Origin of the sequence: Pseudarthrobacter sp. J47 (assembly GCF_049810315.1) — a bacterium.
Lineage (GTDB): Bacteria > Actinomycetota > Actinomycetes > Actinomycetales > Micrococcaceae > Arthrobacter.
Genome location: NZ_CP187358.1, coordinates 2,457,305 through 2,472,937, shown reverse-complemented (window position 1 = coordinate 2,472,937; position 15,633 = coordinate 2,457,305). Strand labels below are relative to the sequence as shown.

Genomic DNA, 15,633 nt, shown 5'->3' with positions numbered 1-15,633 from the left:
GGTCATGAGAGCCAAAGACATACTGGGCCGGAGAGGCGAAGAACTCGCTGCCGGCTATCTGGAATCCCTGGGCATGCTGGTTGTTGAACGCAACTGGCGGTGCCCCGAGGGCGAAATCGACATTGTTGCCCTGGACGGTGATGCGCTGGTCATCGCCGAGGTCAAGACCCGGCGCAGCCTGGACTACGGGCATCCTTTCGAGGCCGTGGGGACGGCCAAGCTGGCCAGGCTTCACCGGCTTGGGTCGGCCTGGTGCCGCGACAGGGAACTGCGTATGCCACTGCGCCGGATCGACGTCCTCGCCGTGCTGGACGACGGCGTCAGCCAACCACTGGTGGAACACCTCAAGGGTGTCGGCTGATGGCACTGGGAAGAACCTACTCTGTAGCGCTGGTGGGGTTGAACGGCTACATCGTGGAAGTCGAGGCCGACATCGGCCAGACACTGCCGAACTTCCTTATTCTTGGCCTGCCCGACGCGAGTTTGAATGAGGCCCGGGAGCGCATCCGCTCTGCCGCCAAGAACTCCGGGATTCCGCTCAGCCGGCGCAAGATTACAGCCAACCTGATTCCGGCGTCGCTGCCCAAAAGCGGGTCCGGCTTCGATCTCGCCATCACCATGTCCGTACTCAGGGCCGCCAATGACATCCGGCCCACGGACCGGACGGTGTTCATCGCCGAGCTCGGCCTGGACGGCAGGCTCCGTCCGGTGAGGGGCATCCTTCCGGCTGTTATGGCCGCCGTCCAGGCGGGCTACCCGGACATCGTGGTAGCGCAGGCCAATGCAGCAGAGGCTGGGCTGGTTCCCGGGGCCAACGTCCGTGGGTACCGCACCCTGGCCCGGCTTGCATTCGACTTTGGGGCGGATCCCCAGGAGCTGGCGTTGGACTTCGACCCCCAGGACGCGGACGAGTCCGACGCCGGCGCAGGCCCGGATGTGCCTCAACCGGACATGAGGGACGTCTCCGGGCAGGGAGAAGCCCGCCGGGCACTTGAGGTAGCTGCCGCCGGAGCGCACCACGTCCTGCTCACCGGCCCGCCGGGAGTCCGATCTAAAGTGTCTATGCGTAAACGAGGCTCAGGCCCAACCACCTCACCGCGGTCTCCGGTGAAATCGAGGGGTGGGCAGAATCGGCCGAGTGTTCCGCCGCTCGAATGTCGGAGGCTCAAAGTATGCTGAACGAGCATCACGAAGGTCTGCAGAAGGGGAGCAATGAAGCTGGCATCGTTCCGGGTTCGCCGGTACAAGAACGTGTTGGACTCGACCGAGGTATCGGTGGAGTCGGATGTGACGACCTTGGTCGGTATGAACGAGTCGGGTAAATCGACGATGCTGGACGCGCTCTACCGGTTGAATCCGGTCTACGGAGATACGTTCGTAGAGCGGGACGACTACCCCCGCTGGCGGTGGAAGCGCGACGGCAGGAAAGAAGACCTCTCCGTGGTGTCGCCCATCCAAGCAACCTTCCAGCTGGACGAAGATGACCTCGAAGCGCTCCGTGACGAATTAGGTGAGGGCGTCGTCACGGCGGAGACCGTGACTATCGGACGACGTTACAATGGCAGTCTCTGGGTAGGGGTGCCGGTCGACGAGGCCCAGTTCTTGAAGAACGTGCTCAAAGATCATGCAGACGCCGAGGCCCTCTTGGAGGCGCACGACACAGTCGCATCGCTCAAGGAGGCCCTCGCAGCCAAGCCTAAGCCTGCGCCAGCCGTCGTCGACGCGGCCGGGGAGACCGAAGAGGTCCCTGACGAGAACGCCGCTGCCGACGCCGAGGTGTTGGAGAGGATCACGTCCCTGATCGGCGATGCAGAGGACCTGGGGGCGATCGCGAGGAAGACTGTGCGATCGCGGATGCCGAAGTTCTTCCGCTTCGCGTCATACCAGAACCTCGAGGGGCGAGTGGACGTCGCCACTCTGCGCACTCTGGACAACGAGCAGCCCGGTGCGTCGCCGAAGCAGACGGCCCGCGCGCTGCTCCGGCTGGCCGACACCGACATCGACTCCGTGACTGACGCAGAGTTCGAGTCCCGCACCGCGGAACTAGAGGCCGTATCCAGCGACCTCTCCCGCGAGATGGCTGAGTACTGGAGCACGAACCCTGAGCTGCGGATCAAGGTGGAGATCGAACCAGAGACCGTTGCAGCCTCGAACGGCCAGACGAGCGTCGTGCGCTACCTCAACTTCCGCGTCGAGGATCGCAAGCACGATTTCACGAACAACTTCTCCCTCAGGTCGTCTGGCTACCAGTGGTTCTTCTCCTTCCTCGCGGCCTTCAGCGAGTTCGAGGAGCGCGACGACGTGGTAATCCTGCTCGACGAGCCCGCGCTCACGCTCCATGCCAAGGCCCAGCGTGACTTCCTGCGCTTCATCAACAAGCGCCTCGCACCCGTCGGGCAGGTCATCTACACGACTCATTCGCCGTTCATGGTCGAGGAGATCGAGCGCGTGCGCGTTGTGGAGGACCGCGGTGAGGACATCGGCTCCGTGACGTCCTCAGATGCCCTGGAGGTCGGCGAGGACAGTGCCTTCCCGCTGCAGGCCGCCCTCGGATACGACTTGTCGCAGAACCTCTTCATCGGGGAACGGAATCTGCTCGTGGAGGGCCCGTCGGACTTGGCATACCTCGACGTGATCAGCCGGCACCTCCGCGACCAGGGACGCGACGGGCTCGACGAGCTCTGGCGGATCCTCCCGGCCGGAGGCGCATCGAACGTCCCCGCCTTTGTGGCCCTCCTCGGGCAGAAGGTGTCCGTCACCGTGCTCCTCGACTCCGGCACGGAGGGTGGCGGGAAGGTCGAGGCCGCGATGAAGGCGAACAAGATCGCCAGCAAACGTGTGGTGTTCGTCGGATCCGTCCTGGAGCAAAAGCACAGCGACATCGAAGATCTGTTCACCATAGGTGACTACCTCGGGCTGTACAACGAGGCATTTGGCACTTCGCACAAGGTGGGAGACCTGCCTAAGCATCCCGATCGGCTGATCCTCAGGCTGGAGGCGTTGGACGGCAAGTTCGATCATTGGCGTCCGGCGGAGATCCTGCTCCGCAACCCGGCCAAGGTCGGGAAGCTCTCGCAGACCACGCTGGGCAACTTCGAGAACCTGGCTCGGCGGATCAACGAGTCGCACGCGTGAGCAGTAACCCGTCGTATTCGGGTTACGCAATTGGTTGCCGGGAGGCACCCGCGTCAGGTGCGCCTGGGACGCACCTACCTGCCTTCTGGACGTTAACTGGCGAATGATGGGGCATGGGTGTCGCAGCCCTGCCGTGCCGCGTTCCCGATATCGGTGGGCGAGATGATCGTCTTGCCGGAAAGTGAATCTAGCTTTTTGGCCTTGGTCTGCACCCCCAGATTTAAAGAGCTCCCCTTCCAGTTGCAAGGGGAGCTCTTGAGGATCACGGGTTGGTTCAGTGTCCGCCGCCGAGTTTGCCGCCGAGCCGTTCACGCATCAGGATGCTGGCGTCGTTGAGGCCGACGATCTTCACGTCTTTACCGTGGTGGTGGTACTTCTCGGTAATGGCGTCCAGGGCGGCGATGGTGGAGGCGTCCCAAAGGTGGGAGGCGTGCATGTCGATGATGACGTGCTCCGGATCATGTGCGTATTCGAACTGGGTGTAGAGGTCGTTGGAGGAAGCAAAGAACAGCTCGCCGTCCACGGTGTAGGTGGCGGTCTCGTGGCCCTCAATGTTCTTGACGGTCCGCTCCACGGTGACGAAGTGGGCCACGCGGCGGGCGAACATTACCATCGCCACCAGCACGCCGACGCCGACGCCGATGGCCAGGTTGTGGGTGGCTACCGTGACGATGACCGTGGCAACCATAACCAGGGTTTCGCTCTTAGGCATCATCTTCAGGGTGCGGGGGTGGATGCTGTGCCAGTCGAACGTTGCCCAGGAAACGAAGATCATCACCGCGACGAGCGCCGCCATGGGGATCACGGAAACGACGCCGCCGAGGGCTACGACGAGGATAAGCAGGAAAACACCGGCCAGGAACGTCGAGATCCGGGTGCGGGCTCCGGAGGCCTTGACGTTGATCATGGTCTGGCCGATCATCGCGCAGCCGCCCATGCCGCCGGTGAAGCCGGTGACGATGTTCGCCACGCCCTGGCCCCAGGCCTCGCGGGTTTTGTGGGACCGGGTGTCGGTGACGTCATCGACGAGTTTGGCGGTCATCAGGGATTCCAACAGGCCCACGAAGGCCATGGCCAGCGCGAACGGGAAGATGACCTGCAGCGTCTCAAGGCTGAACGGCACATTGGGGATGAACAGGGACGGCAGCGATTCGGGCAGGTCGCCCTTGTCCCCGACCGTGGGGACGGCGACGGAAGCCAGGACGGTAATGAGGGTCAGGACCACGATCGCGACCAGCGGGGCGGGAACGACGTTGGTGAGTTTGGGCAGGCCGAACACGATCACCAGCGCCAGCGCCACCAGCGGGTAGACCAGCCAGGGGACGCCGATCAGTTCGGGGACCTGGGACATGAAGATCAGGATGGCCAGGGCGTTGACGAAGCCCACCATCACCGAGCGGGGAATGAAGCGCATCAGCTTCGCGACCCCGGAGAGTCCGAGGATGACCTGGAAGATCCCGGCAAGGATGACGGCGGCAATGAAGTAGTCCACGCCGTGGGACTTCACCAGCGGCGCGATGACCAGGGCGATGGCCCCGGTGGCGGCCGAAATCATGGCGGGACGGCCGCCGACGAATGCGATGGTCACGGCCATCGTGAACGAGGCAAAAAGGCCCAGACGGGGATCGACGCCGGCAATGATCGAGAACGCGATCGCTTCCGGAATCAAGGCCAGTGCGACGACGAGGCCCGCGAGGACCTCGGTCTTGAGCCGGCGCGGGGACTTCAGGGTTTCCCGAACAGACTGAAGCTGTTCGGGAGTGTAAGCGGGGGCATCCCCGGCGGTTTTGGTGGCCATTGCTGGCTCCGTTCATGGTCAAGAAGACGCGCGGGTGCGGCTTCGTTTTTGCAAATGACTGGGGGGCGCAGCGCCGCGCCGGCAAGAAGGGGACCTAGTCTTGAAGGTCTCACCCGACCATAGATAACCCTACTCTAACGTGATGGTAGAGTTTAAATCCGAACAGGACGGAGGCGCTGATGACGGTCAAGACCAGCAGCACCAAAACCATGCATATCGGCGAATTGGCAGAGCGGACTGGCCTTTCCCTGCGGACCATTCGGCACTATGACGACGTGGGGCTGCTGCCTGCTACTGCCCGGACGGACGGCGGGTTCAGGGTGTTCTCGGAGGACGACTTCGAGCGCCTCATGGTCATCAAGCAGATGAAGCCTTTGGGATTCTCGCTGGAAGAAATGGCTGAAATCCTTGCCCTCCTTGGAGCGCCGGACAGCGCGTCGCCGGACAAATCCGTGGCGCTGGCGGAATTCCTGGAGAGGGCTGTGCAACAGCGGGCCAAGATGGCGCGGAACCTGGCCCAGGCCGATGAGTTCATTCAAAGGCTCAGCGGCCCGTCCTGAGTAGTCGTCCCGGCAGTGGGCCTAGCCGCCTTACGGCGGTGTCTGGCGAAAAGTTGTGAGGTAGGTGTTGCAGCCCTGCCGCGCCCCACGCCTAAGCAAAGCAGCCGATCAGGTGGTAGTTTCGCGACCCATCCCGGACTTGAGAGTTGGTGCGGACTCTGGCGATCCTCCAGGCTGTGCCTATGCATCACGGGCGTGGGTTCACGACTCCAGGCCCGGCCGGGTCACGAGGTCGAGGCTATGCAAGATGTCCGTCTACGACGTCGCGCTTGCCGTTGGCCCCTCCATGATCTGTTGCAGCGGGTTGCCGTGGCAGGTCGGCGGCAACTTTGCTGCGGTCGGTGCCAGGCCCGTTGCGTCGGAGAGTTCATGCAGCAGATTGCGAAGACTCTCCGGAGCCCGAGCCGGCCGCGCTGGCAGGCCGGGGCAAGCTGGCCTGTCGGTAGTGCCGGTTCCTGGGCAGCAGGACCGCAGCGGCCAGCAGTGAGGCGATGAGGGACGCCGCCAGGATCCCTGTCGTCGCCTGATCACCATAGTTGTTGCCGTGGCCGAAGCTGAGCTCCGCGACCAGCAGGGAAACCGTGAAGCCGATCCCGCCGAGGAGCGAAACCCCGAAGATATCGATCCATTTGATGGAGCGGTCCAGTCTTGCCCTGGTGGCCTTGGTCAGGAGCCAGACCGTTCCGAGGATCCCGACTGGTTTGCCCACGACCAAGGCGATGATAATCCCGACGGTCACCGGGTTAGCGAACAGGGAGCCGATCCCGTCCCGGCCGCCCACTTGTACACCGGCGGCAAAGAAGGCAAACACTGGCACGGCGATACCAGCTGAAACGGGCCGCAGCCCGTGCTCCAGGATCTCGGCCAACCCCCCACCCGGGTCCCGTCCGCTTTTGGAGTGAGCCAGCGGAACAGCGAAGCCCAGCATGACCCCTGCAACAGTCGCGTGAATTCCTGAATTGTGGACCAGCACCCAGGCGGCAGCGCCCAAAGGAAGCAGGATCAGCCAGGCCGCTCCTCGTGTGCCGAAGAACCGCCGGTACCTGTGTGCAAGAAGGGTGTAGGAACTCAAGGCGAGCAGCACAACCAGCAGCGGTTCCGGACGAATGTCGTGCGAATAGAAGACCGCGATGATGCCAATGGCGATCAGGTCATCAACCACGGCGAGTGTCAGGAGGAAAATCCGCAAGGCACCGGGCAGGTGCGAACCGATCAGGGCCAGGACAGCGACGGCGAACGCGATGTCCGTCGCCGTCGGGATCGCCCACCCCCTCAGCGTTTCGGGACTGGCCACGTTGACCACGGAGTAGATGATGGCGGGAACGGCGACCCCGCCGGCGGCAGCGGCAACCGGCACGACCGACTTGCCGGGCTCGCGCAGATCCCCGATCAGGAACTCCCGCTTAAGTTCCAGGCCAACGAGGAAAAAGAAGACGGCCAGCAGACCGTCCGACGCCCACTCGCCCAGGCTGAGCTCCAGATGCCACGGTTCGTATCCGACGCGGATATCCCTCAGCTGGAAGTAGCCGGCAGACAGCGGGGAGTTTGCCCAGACCAGCGCGATGATCGCAGCCACCACCAGCAGCGCGCCGCCGACAGTCTCTTTGCGCAGGATGGAACCGAGGCGCAGCAACTCAGAAGAACTCCCCGCTCCGAACAGGAATGAACGGGGGCGGGGGTCCGGTGACTTCTGGTCCATACGGTGAATCCTCGAGTTGTCCCGACAAACAATGTCCCGCGGCGACGTCCAGGTCAGCGCAGCCGCGTGAATGTCACGTCAGTTCCTCCATGAGCCGGGCCAGGATGTCATTCATGGCCAGCAGCCCGACGAGCTGATTGCCTTCGACTACGATGAGCCGGCTGAGGTGATAGCGGCTCATCAGGGCCGCCGCCTGACGCACCGACAGCTGCTCGTTGACGGTGATCGCAGGGATCGTGGCAGCATCATAAACGTTCAGGAGGTCCACATCGCCCTCCTGCGCAACGACTGTGTCCAGGAGTTCCCTGTAGCTCAACATGCCGTAGGCGTCGTGCGCGTGCTGCCGTTCCACCACCAGGCTCTTCACCTGGCGCTCCTTCATCATCGACAGTGCCTCCCGCAATGTGCTGTACGGGGAGATCGTGACGACCTCGGGGACCATGACATCTTTGACGGTGAGCATCTCTTTCCTCCTTGTAAAGTGCTGGACCGGGTTAGGAGCCCTCGCGGCGCAGATGCTCCTCGAACCTGACCACCTGCCGCATATCGATCCCGGTCAGGTGCTCGATCGGGATCGCGAAGGCCAGGCCGCGGGATTCCGTACCTTGAACCAATATCGAGTGCAGTTCCTTCAGGATCGGCGCTGTCAGGTGTGTCCCCACGATCATCAGCAGCACGGACTGCGTCCCTTCGAAGGTGAGCCCGAAAAACGTCTTCCTGGCCTCGCCCCCGATGCCCTTGCCCGGCAAAATTGTCACACCCGTGGCACCGGACTTCTGGGCGTGTTCAATCACCTTGTCTTCAAGCTCGTCCGGGGCGATCACGATGACTGCTGTGAATTTCACGGCGCTTCCTTCCGAAGCCGGGGAAATCTCTCCATCACCATGGCATACGCCATGACGGAGATGACAGGGAAGATGGAGGCGTAGGCGATCAGGCCAAAGCCGTCGATCAACACGTTCCGGCCCTCCACGGCGGCCGCAAGGCCGATCCCGAGGGCGGTTACCAGCGGCACCGTGACCTCCGACGTCGTCACCCCGCCCAGGTCGAAGGCCAGTGCGATGATGTACTTCGGGGCGAGGAACATCATCACGATAGCGACCGCATAGGCGGCCATGATGAAGTAGTGGAACGGTCCTCCCACCAGAATGCGGTAGACACCGAAGCCGATCCCGAGCGCTACACCAACGGCGACAATGACCCTGACGGCGAACGCGCTGATCTTGCCCGGAGACGCGTCCTGCGCCTGTTCTCCGATAGCCACCAGGGCGGGTTCTGCCATGGTGACCGCAAAGCCAATGAGCAGCGCGAAGAGCAGGATCAGGGCCGGGACTCCCTGCTCGATCAGCTGCTCCGCCATCAGGGTCCCGAGCGGGAACAAACCGAGCTTGAGTCCCACCACGAACGCATACAGTCCCACCAGAACCATGATGAAGCCGGTGACGACCCGCACCGGGTGGGGCAGCCTCCGCCGCAGGGCGACCCATTGGAAGAACAAGACAACGGCCACAATAGGCAGGACCTCCCGGACCATCGAGGCGAGGCCAAGGATCATGCCGACCACCCAATCCGTTGGGCCGTCCCCTGCGTCGGTCACCGGCGGAGACGGCCCGGAATCGCCGAAGCTGTAGACCCAGATGCCGTAGAGCTGAACCCCGATCATCGGCACCATTACGCAAAGCGCGACCAGGCCAAAGCCGTCGGCGAGCAGGCTGCGTCCCCTGATGGAGTTGGCCAGGCCGAGACCAATCGCCGCGATCAGCGGGACACTGACGATGTTGGTGGTGACCCCGCCCGAATCGTAGGCAAGACCAATGATCTCCGGCGGGGCAATATAGGTGAGTCCCAGCGCCATCGCGTAGCCGGCGATCAGCAGTTTGTACACCGCCCAACCCCGCAGGACACGCAGGACGCCCAGGATCAAGACCAGTCCCACCGACACGGCGATGACGAAGCGCAGCACCAGTGCATTGATCCGGCCACCGCTGACCAATTGGGCCTGCTCCGCGACAGCGATCACCGCCGGCTCAGCAACGGAGGCAGCAAAGCCAATGGCAAACCCAAAAGGCAGCAACAACCCCAGGGCCCCGCTCCGGACGAACTGGTTAGCCAGGTTCTTGCCCACCGGGAAGATACTCAGATCCAGGCCATGCAGGAACAGGGCAATGCCCACAGCCACAATCAGGAGTCCCGCCACCAGCCCCAGTGGGTCATCGGGCATCGAGCGGAAGACCAGCAGTTGGAACAGAACAACGACGAGAACGATGGGCAGAAGGTTCCTGAGCGCCTTAAGGAATTCGCGGGCGAATCTGCTGAGGTGCTCCATCGGGTCCTCTCCCGGAATGATCCTGCGAGTACCTGGCTTGTCAGTTCGCCGGTCCGGCCGAGTCGCGTCCATCAACCGAGCCTCCGGTGTGAATCGACGACTTGGGCGGGTCCACAATCGTCATCGCCCGCTCCCTGCCGTCATCGCCCGCTCTCTGCGAGCTGGGCGACCCGGCGTTCGAGTTCGGCTATGCGATCGGTGATCGGCTGGCTGTGCAGGAGCTCGGCGACCTGATCGGCCTCGTCCTCCTCGAGCACGATCCTTGCCACCACCCGGTCGGGGTCCGCCGGGTCGTAAACGAAGATTTCGCGTCCGCCGGGACGCGTGACGAGGATGCGGAATTGCTGGCCGTCGCGGGTCAGGCAGTCGTGCAGCACCCCGGAGCCGGGCATTGTGGAGTGGGTGGTCTCCAATTTGGCCCTCCGTTCCGCCGGTTCTTGGGGTACATTCAGTCTCCCCTCGCGGGTGTGGGGGTGCCATTGGGCCTGACACCCATTTCCGGTGCGCCTCGCGCCCGGGACTGCGACGCCCGTGGGTGCCAGCCCTCATGGACAAAGGACGCAAGCCGGGTCAGGCTAGTCGCATGCGGACTCCGCTCGAAACCAGGGCTGCCGGCGCGACATCCGGCCTGCCTCCGAAGGGACCGGCACAGTTGCTGTTCTGGCGGCTGTTCATCATCAATGGGTTGCTCTTTGCGATCGGCACGCTAGTGTTGGCGCTCTCGCCGGCGACGGTGTCCTCGCCCGTCCTGCTCACCGAGGTACCGGTCCTCCTCATTGGACTGGCTCTCATCCTCGCTGCCAACGCTGCCCTGGTTCGGGCCAGCCTCGCGCCACTCGACGAATTGACGACCGTGATGCGCCGGGTGGGCCTGCTGCGACGCGGTGGCGATCGGGCGACCGAGGCCGGCAATGGTGACCTCAAGGACCTCATCCGCACCTTCAATGAGATGCTCGACCGGCTGGAGGCGGAGAACAGTGCGAGCAGCGCCCTCGCGCTGGCCGCGCAGGAGGGAGAACGTCAGCGGATCTCCCGGGAACTGCACGACCAGATCGGCCAGAGCCTAACTGTCGCTCTCCTCAGTCTCAAGCGGGTTGTAGACCGATCTCCGGACGATCTCCGCGAGGAGAGCCTCGTCGCCCAGGAAGCGGTCCGCGCGAGCCTGGAGGAGGTCCGACAGGTGGCGCAGCGCCTGCGCCCGGGCGTGCTCGCGGACCTCGGCCTACGGAGCGCACTGAGTGCACTGGGCTCGGAGTTCTCCCGCTCAAGCGGGATCCCGGTGGTCTGGGAGCTCGACGACGAGTTCCCCGAACTCAGCGGGGAGGTCGAGCTCGTGCTCTACCGCATCGCTCAGGAGGCACTCACCAATGTCGCCCGGCACGCGCACGCGACACGAGTCCATTTCGCGCTCACCTCGACGACGAAAGGGCTGACCCTCCGGATTCTCGACGACGGGCAGGGCGGGGACCTCCGCGAGGGCGCAGGCATCCGCGGGATGCGCGAGCGCGCCCTGCTCATCGGTGCCGAGCTGACGATCACCGCACGACCGAACGGGGGGACCGACGTTCGCCTGGTCGTTGCCCGGGCAAGGGCAGAGAGCTAAGCCGATGGCCGAACCCACGCGCATCCTGCTCGCCGACGACCACGCCCTGGTCCGCCGAGGCCTTCGCATGATCCTCGACGCAGAACCCGACCTCACCGTCGTGGCCGAGGCCGCCGACGGCACAGAAGCAGTCGCCGCAGCGGCCGCAGGCGGGGTAGACCTCGCGATTCTCGACATCGCAATGCCCCAAATGACCGGAATCCAGGCGGCACGGCAGATATCACGCAGCGCCCCCGACGTACGGATCCTCATCCTCTCGATGTACGACAACGAACAGTACTTTTTCGAGGCGCTGCGCGCCGGTGCCTCTGGCTATGTGCTCAAGTCGGTCGCCGACCGCGACCTCATCGAGGCATGCCGCGCAGCGATGCGCGGGGAGTCCTTCCTTTACCCTGGCGCTGTCACGGCGCTCATCCGCGACTATCTGGAGCGCGACCGGCGTGGTGACCGGATGCCGGACAGCATCCTCACGCCCCGCGAGGAGCAGATCACGAAGCTCATCGCAGAAGGGAACTCCACCAAGGAGATCGCCGACATCCTCAGTATCAGCGTGAAGACCGTGGACCGGCATCGGGCGAACGTCCTGCAGAAACTAGGGTTGCGCGACCGGCTGGACCTCACAAGGTTCGCCATCCGCACCGGGCTCATCGAGCCGTAAGCGGTCTCCGGTTCGAACGCGCAACATCGCGAACCTAGGCAGGCCTGTTCGTGCTGGCCGGGGGTGCTGCAGGGGCAGTCGAACGTAGCCCGCAGCAGTTGAGGACGCACAAGGAAAAGCGGCCGGCCCAGAAGGAGAAACTGTCCAGCTCACCAATCCGGAGGGGCGACATTTACCCCGCCCCGTCGGGGAAGCTCGTAGCAGGTTGAGCTCGGCCAGGTCGGGGAGATGCTGCGAGGGTGCGGAGCACGGCAGCTCGCAGGCGCTTCCTGCCGTTGATGTCAAGGACGTGCTGCCGGGCGACGATCCGACGGCACTGGCAGCAGGATGCCGAAATGGAGTGTCCCGGTTCCGAAGGTGTGAGCAGGTTAGTTGGAATGACGGCTGGTCAGACACAGTTCCGACAGTGCTGTTGTCTCTGGATACGCTCCTGTAATGGGAACGGAACTTACGTATGACCTCTGGGCTACGGCAGCTGCGCGGGCCGCTGCAATGACAGCGGCGGGGCAGGAGCCAAGACGCCATCATCTCGTCCCCCGGTTCTACCTTGAGCGCTGGGCTGTCGATGGGCGAGTAAGAGTCGTTGACCTTCTGCGCGGGCGGAACGCTTACGAACTCTCTCCGGCCCAGGCCGCGTTGGAGACTGACTTCTATCGACTCGATGAGCCAGACGATGATTCGTCTCCGGTCTATTGGGAAGCATGGCTTTCCGAGGTGGAGAGGAAGGCCTCGGCCTCGATCGTACTCATGGATGCCGCCGGCCCGGGGGCCATGGACGACGAAGCGCATCAATGGCTGTGTCTCTTTCTGGCTGTGCAGATGACGCGCAGCCGTTCTGCGCGTCTGCGCCGGCGTGCAATGTTTGCCGAGCAGATGGCCCGGGTCTTGGAGGTCGGCGGACCTGGACATCTCGCGCGCGAATTGTCGGCCACTGACCGGTCGTTCCCTTCCAAGGACCTCGACGCACTTGTTGCAGATGTCGAACGTTTCCGCGCCGATCCGTCGCAACTGCCAATCCCTCGGAAAGAAGACTTGGAGTCTTCAGCAAAAACGGCGACACATATCGCCGGCATCCTCATGACACGCCATGTGACCCTTTATGGGACTCGAAGGGCGTTAATTACTTGTGATGAGCCTGTCGTCGAGCTACACGAGTACATGGCCAAGCCAGCCATATGGGGTGGAGTGTGGGGCGCTCCGATTTTGGCCTTCCCTTTTGGTCCCCATTCAGTGCTTGCTTTGTACCGACGCGATCTGGAACCTCCCTTGGAGCCGGGCTCGATGCTAACGGCGAGCGAAACGATCGACCTAAACAGTTCGGTCCTCGCGAATGCGCACAGCTTCGCGATTGCTCCCGCGGGAGACCACATTGCGGAGGGACTGTACCTTCCCGCTCTGCCGGTCAGCATCCGGTCTCAGCTGATCAACTTACCCAATTCGGACGAATCCCTATTTCGGTTCTGGACGCCGCGGAGGTGGGAAGGCCAGCACGATGCACCCGTCCGTGTGGTCAAACGGTGGTGGCCCAAGCAAGTGCCCGCAGCTCCTCGTCCGACTCCTGAGGAACAGAAGATAATTGACGCTTGGGATTAGTGGTCGCTGCCAAGCACCCATTGTGCGAGCAGGACAGGGATGTGCATTCAGGTCGCAAGCCATCGAAGCGAGCCGATGTTGGATGGGTCCCCACCCGGAAGTGCTCTATCTCAAGGTTCGCTTATCCCGAACGAGAACTTGCTGATTCCCCCGCTTGAGTTCGAACAGGCCTATTCCCTCAATGAGGTCACTCAGCTTCTGATAGCCATAGTTGCGGGGGTCCAGCGATGCTTGGTTACCTATTTGATTTCCAACTGCGGAGAGGTGTGCCCAGCCATCATCTCCGCTAGCAGCTTCGACGGCGTTGCGTACCAGAAGCACGAGTCTGGCGTCCCCGCGCAACTCCGTCATTCCACCAAGCCCGTCTAAAGACTTATCAGGGATCGTGTGGGGTTGCCCCAGTCCCTCGACATAAGTAAACAGCGAGCAAGCGTTAACAAACGGCTCCGGCGTTTTTCTCTCACCAAATCCATACACTTTTAGGCCGTCCGCCAAGATGCGCATCACCAACGGGGTGAAGTCGGCGTCGCTCGAAAAAAGGGCGAGCCCATCCACCGAGCCTGCCGTAAGCAGGTCCATAGCATCAATAACCATCGCCATGTCAGCCGCGTTTTTTCCAGTGCTGTACGCGAATTGCTGCATGGGCCGTATCGCGTACGGATGGAGAGCAGCTTGCCATTGCTGCAGGTAGGGGCTCTTCCAGTCCCCATAGGCCCGCCGCACGTTGGCCACGCCGTGACGTGCAACTTCAGCAAGGACGAGATCAATCTTCGACGCTGGCGCGTTGTCGGCATCAATGAGCAAGGCAATGCGCTTCTCGTCAGGATTCACCCTGTTGATCATGCAGGGAGACATGAGCCTGGTCAACTTGTTTGATGTGGCATCGTGAAGTTGAGATCTGAGAAGCGCAACGATAATTAATCGAATCAGACCACATGATGCAACTAGACCTCGGCGGAAGGCGCACTACGGTGTATGTACCGGCAAGACGTGATGAGATGCTCCGCTTCTTCCGGGCGCGGATTTTGGGTGATTTGCCCAGGTTCAGGTGGGGTCTCTTTCAAGAGGCTGTCCGGGCCAAAAACTACCAGCGTGCGCTGGACATAGCCGCGCAGGCGTTGGACGAAGAAGCAGAGCGTTACGCAGTCCGCAAGACGATGTTCGGCAGCAGCCACGTCAATGTGTCTGCACCGGACAGGGTTCCCCTTTACCTGGCCTCAATTTTCGGGCGGTTGGACGTTATCGATCGGGTAATAGCCCTTGAACGGTTCGCGCTGGATGAGGCAAAAAAGCCCTATGACGGAGCAGAGGGGGAAACGGGCCGCATCCGGTACGACCGCAACGCTGCCTTCGCCGTGGAAACCCATGACAGTCGGCTGGAGCAAGCCCTCGAGCACAAGGCCGATTACGAACGCTTCGCAGCCATCCTGAGTGCGGTGCGCCAACGTCCCGGCATCCTCCAGGTGGACCTGACGGGAGTGGTCACAGACAGGGACACCAAAGGGGCAACCAGGATGGTGGACCAGCTGGAGGCCACCGATCTGGTGGCGACAAAGAAGGTTGGAAGCCGCGTCGGTGTCTGGCCCGCAGAACACCCGGAAGGTCCGTCCCCTTCTGATCGCCGCGAACAGCGATGGTATTGGGCAGTCGATGATTATTGGGAGGAGCGGCCTTTCGAGTGGCTGGATCTGTCCGCCACCATCTCCGGTATCGAAACCTTGGCGCGAACCGTGGAGGAAGCGGCTCGGCAGACCGGCAGTGACGGTGGCCTCCGACCAACACCGTTGGACTTTATCCAAGGCAGCAAATGGCATTTCGCTTCCCCCGCACTGTCCGGGGGAATACCCACTCATGAGGACCCTGATCAGCTTGCCATGATCTTCTGGGGCCACCAGGACCTCACTCAGGCAGCTGCGATGGCCGGGAGGATCATTCACGACGGGGGAGCCCAAACGACTGCGAACCAGAAGAAGAAATGGTTGCTGGCCGAGCCGCGGCATACGCACATGGAACGGATGCCGTTCACCGAGGGTTTTAGCCTCGACACGAGCCGTCACACGGGGTGGCTCCTGCGTGAAGTCCCGGAACCGACCGCAGACAGTGTCCCGGCCACCGCATTCACCGCCGCCGGAGTATGCACGGACCAGGAGAAGGCAGCCGAGCTGGGGGTCGCTTGCTGGCTGAAGCGGAGCAAGGCTCGGGCCCCAAGACCTGCTTGAGGTCAGCTGCGGATCCCTCGTAGGTAACGCGAGCTGTGAGGT

The 15,633-nt window shown here is 62.9% G+C and carries 14 protein-coding genes and 1 pseudogene; 8 read left to right on the top strand and 7 right to left on the bottom strand.

Features of this window, described 5'->3' with window-relative positions; genetic code table 11:
• Positions 1–4: 4 nt before the first annotated feature.
• From ACPJW8_RS11340 to ACPJW8_RS11330, 3 genes and pseudogenes are all read left to right on the top strand, one after another.
• Positions 5–361: a YraN family protein gene (locus ACPJW8_RS11340; RefSeq protein WP_330189553.1), complete on the top strand. Its 357-nt coding sequence runs from the start codon at positions 5–7 to the stop codon at positions 359–361.
• A pseudogene (locus ACPJW8_RS11335) lies at positions 361–1,044 on the top strand (magnesium chelatase domain-containing protein); the annotation flags it as partial. The gene ACPJW8_RS11340 and the pseudogene ACPJW8_RS11335, both read left to right, overlap by 1 nt.
• A gap of 168 nt (positions 1,045–1,212) precedes the next feature.
• A complete protein-coding gene (locus ACPJW8_RS11330) occupies positions 1,213–3,135 on the top strand; it encodes an AAA family ATPase (RefSeq protein WP_055795910.1) in 1,923 nt (640 codons plus the stop codon).
• Positions 3,136–3,409: 274 nt separating this feature from the next.
• On the opposite strand, the gene ACPJW8_RS11325 is transcribed toward ACPJW8_RS11330, so the two are convergent.
• Entirely contained in the window at positions 3,410–4,933 is a 1,524-nt protein-coding gene (locus tag ACPJW8_RS11325) for a SulP family inorganic anion transporter (protein ID WP_055795908.1), read from the bottom strand.
• A 179-nt stretch (positions 4,934–5,112) separates the two neighbouring features.
• On the opposite strand from ACPJW8_RS11325, the gene ACPJW8_RS11320 reads away from it, so the two are divergent.
• Positions 5,113–5,493, top strand: coding sequence for a MerR family transcriptional regulator (locus ACPJW8_RS11320; protein ID WP_055795904.1), 381 nt, complete (start codon positions 5,113–5,115; stop codon positions 5,491–5,493).
• A 367-nt stretch (positions 5,494–5,860) separates the two neighbouring features.
• Here ACPJW8_RS11320 and nhaA read toward each other — a convergent pair whose 3' ends face one another.
• The 5 genes from nhaA to ACPJW8_RS11295 form a co-directional block, all read right to left on the bottom strand.
• Positions 5,861–7,192 carry a Na+/H+ antiporter NhaA gene (nhaA, locus tag ACPJW8_RS11315; RefSeq protein WP_082506649.1) on the bottom strand — a complete coding sequence of 444 codons (1,332 nt, stop codon included), beginning with the start codon at positions 7,190–7,192 and terminating at the stop codon, positions 5,861–5,863.
• 73 nt (positions 7,193–7,265) lie between these two features.
• Positions 7,266–7,655 (bottom strand): CBS domain-containing protein, encoded by a 390-nt coding sequence (locus ACPJW8_RS11310; RefSeq protein ID WP_055795901.1) that lies wholly within the window; start codon positions 7,653–7,655, stop codon positions 7,266–7,268.
• 31 nt (positions 7,656–7,686) lie between these two features.
• Entirely contained in the window at positions 7,687–8,037 is a 351-nt protein-coding gene (locus tag ACPJW8_RS11305; protein WP_055795898.1) for a P-II family nitrogen regulator, read from the bottom strand.
• Positions 8,034–9,518 carry a DUF1538 domain-containing protein gene (locus tag ACPJW8_RS11300; protein WP_055795895.1) on the bottom strand — a complete coding sequence of 495 codons (1,485 nt, stop codon included), beginning with the start codon at positions 9,516–9,518 and terminating at the stop codon, positions 8,034–8,036. Before ACPJW8_RS11300 ends, ACPJW8_RS11305 begins: the two co-directional genes overlap by 4 nt.
• A 140-nt stretch (positions 9,519–9,658) precedes the next feature.
• Positions 9,659–9,931: a hypothetical protein gene (locus ACPJW8_RS11295; RefSeq protein ID WP_200939264.1), complete on the bottom strand. Its 273-nt coding sequence runs from the start codon at positions 9,929–9,931 to the stop codon at positions 9,659–9,661.
• A gap of 170 nt (positions 9,932–10,101) precedes the next feature.
• Here ACPJW8_RS11295 and ACPJW8_RS11290 point away from each other — a divergent pair, with 170 nt between their 5' ends.
• The 3 genes from ACPJW8_RS11290 to ACPJW8_RS11280 all read left to right on the top strand — a co-directional run bounded on the left by ACPJW8_RS11290 (position 10,102) and on the right by ACPJW8_RS11280 (position 13,372).
• Positions 10,102–11,121, top strand: coding sequence for a HAMP domain-containing sensor histidine kinase (locus tag ACPJW8_RS11290; protein WP_055795892.1), 1,020 nt, complete (start codon positions 10,102–10,104; stop codon positions 11,119–11,121).
• A 4-nt stretch (positions 11,122–11,125) separates the two neighbouring features.
• Complete coding sequence (locus ACPJW8_RS11285) at positions 11,126–11,779, top strand: response regulator (RefSeq protein ID WP_055795887.1); 654 nt, start codon at positions 11,126–11,128, stop codon at positions 11,777–11,779.
• 435 nt (positions 11,780–12,214) lie between these two features.
• Entirely contained in the window at positions 12,215–13,372 is a 1,158-nt protein-coding gene (locus ACPJW8_RS11280) for a DUF4238 domain-containing protein (RefSeq protein WP_055795883.1), read from the top strand.
• A 105-nt stretch (positions 13,373–13,477) separates the two neighbouring features.
• On the opposite strand, the gene ACPJW8_RS11275 is transcribed toward ACPJW8_RS11280, so the two are convergent.
• A complete protein-coding gene (locus tag ACPJW8_RS11275) occupies positions 13,478–14,215 on the bottom strand; it encodes an NYN domain-containing protein (protein WP_055795880.1) in 738 nt (245 codons plus the stop codon).
• Positions 14,216–14,406: 191 nt separating this feature from the next.
• Here ACPJW8_RS11275 and ACPJW8_RS11270 point away from each other — a divergent pair, with 191 nt between their 5' ends.
• On the top strand, positions 14,407–15,591 hold the full coding sequence (locus tag ACPJW8_RS11270) for a hypothetical protein (RefSeq protein WP_330194331.1): 1,185 nt from the start codon (positions 14,407–14,409) through the stop codon (positions 15,589–15,591).
• Positions 15,592–15,633: the final 42 nt, after the last annotated feature.

What these genes read in the sequence shown, in the direction of transcription:
- ACPJW8_RS11340 (WP_330189553.1), top strand. Translation starts at nt 5, where the DNA reads ATGAGAGCCAAAGACATACTGGGCCGGAGAGGCGAAGAACTCGCTGCC.
- ACPJW8_RS11330 (WP_055795910.1), top strand. Translation starts at nt 1,213, where the DNA reads ATGAAGCTGGCATCGTTCCGGGTTCGCCGGTACAAGAACGTGTTGGAC.
- ACPJW8_RS11325 (WP_055795908.1), bottom strand. Translation starts at nt 4,933, where the DNA reads ATGGCCACCAAAACCGCCGGGGATGCCCCCGCTTACACTCCCGAACAG.
- ACPJW8_RS11320 (WP_055795904.1), top strand. Translation starts at nt 5,113, where the DNA reads ATGACGGTCAAGACCAGCAGCACCAAAACCATGCATATCGGCGAATTG.
- nhaA (WP_082506649.1), bottom strand. Translation starts at nt 7,192, where the DNA reads ATGGACCAGAAGTCACCGGACCCCCGCCCCCGTTCATTCCTGTTCGGA.
- ACPJW8_RS11310 (WP_055795901.1), bottom strand. Translation starts at nt 7,655, where the DNA reads ATGCTCACCGTCAAAGATGTCATGGTCCCCGAGGTCGTCACGATCTCC.
- ACPJW8_RS11300 (WP_055795895.1), bottom strand. Translation starts at nt 9,518, where the DNA reads ATGGAGCACCTCAGCAGATTCGCCCGCGAATTCCTTAAGGCGCTCAGG.
- ACPJW8_RS11290 (WP_055795892.1), top strand. Translation starts at nt 10,102, where the DNA reads ATGCGGACTCCGCTCGAAACCAGGGCTGCCGGCGCGACATCCGGCCTG.
- ACPJW8_RS11285 (WP_055795887.1), top strand. Translation starts at nt 11,126, where the DNA reads ATGGCCGAACCCACGCGCATCCTGCTCGCCGACGACCACGCCCTGGTC.
- ACPJW8_RS11280 (WP_055795883.1), top strand. Translation starts at nt 12,215, where the DNA reads ATGGGAACGGAACTTACGTATGACCTCTGGGCTACGGCAGCTGCGCGG.
- ACPJW8_RS11275 (WP_055795880.1), bottom strand. Translation starts at nt 14,215, where the DNA reads ATGATCAACAGGGTGAATCCTGACGAGAAGCGCATTGCCTTGCTCATT.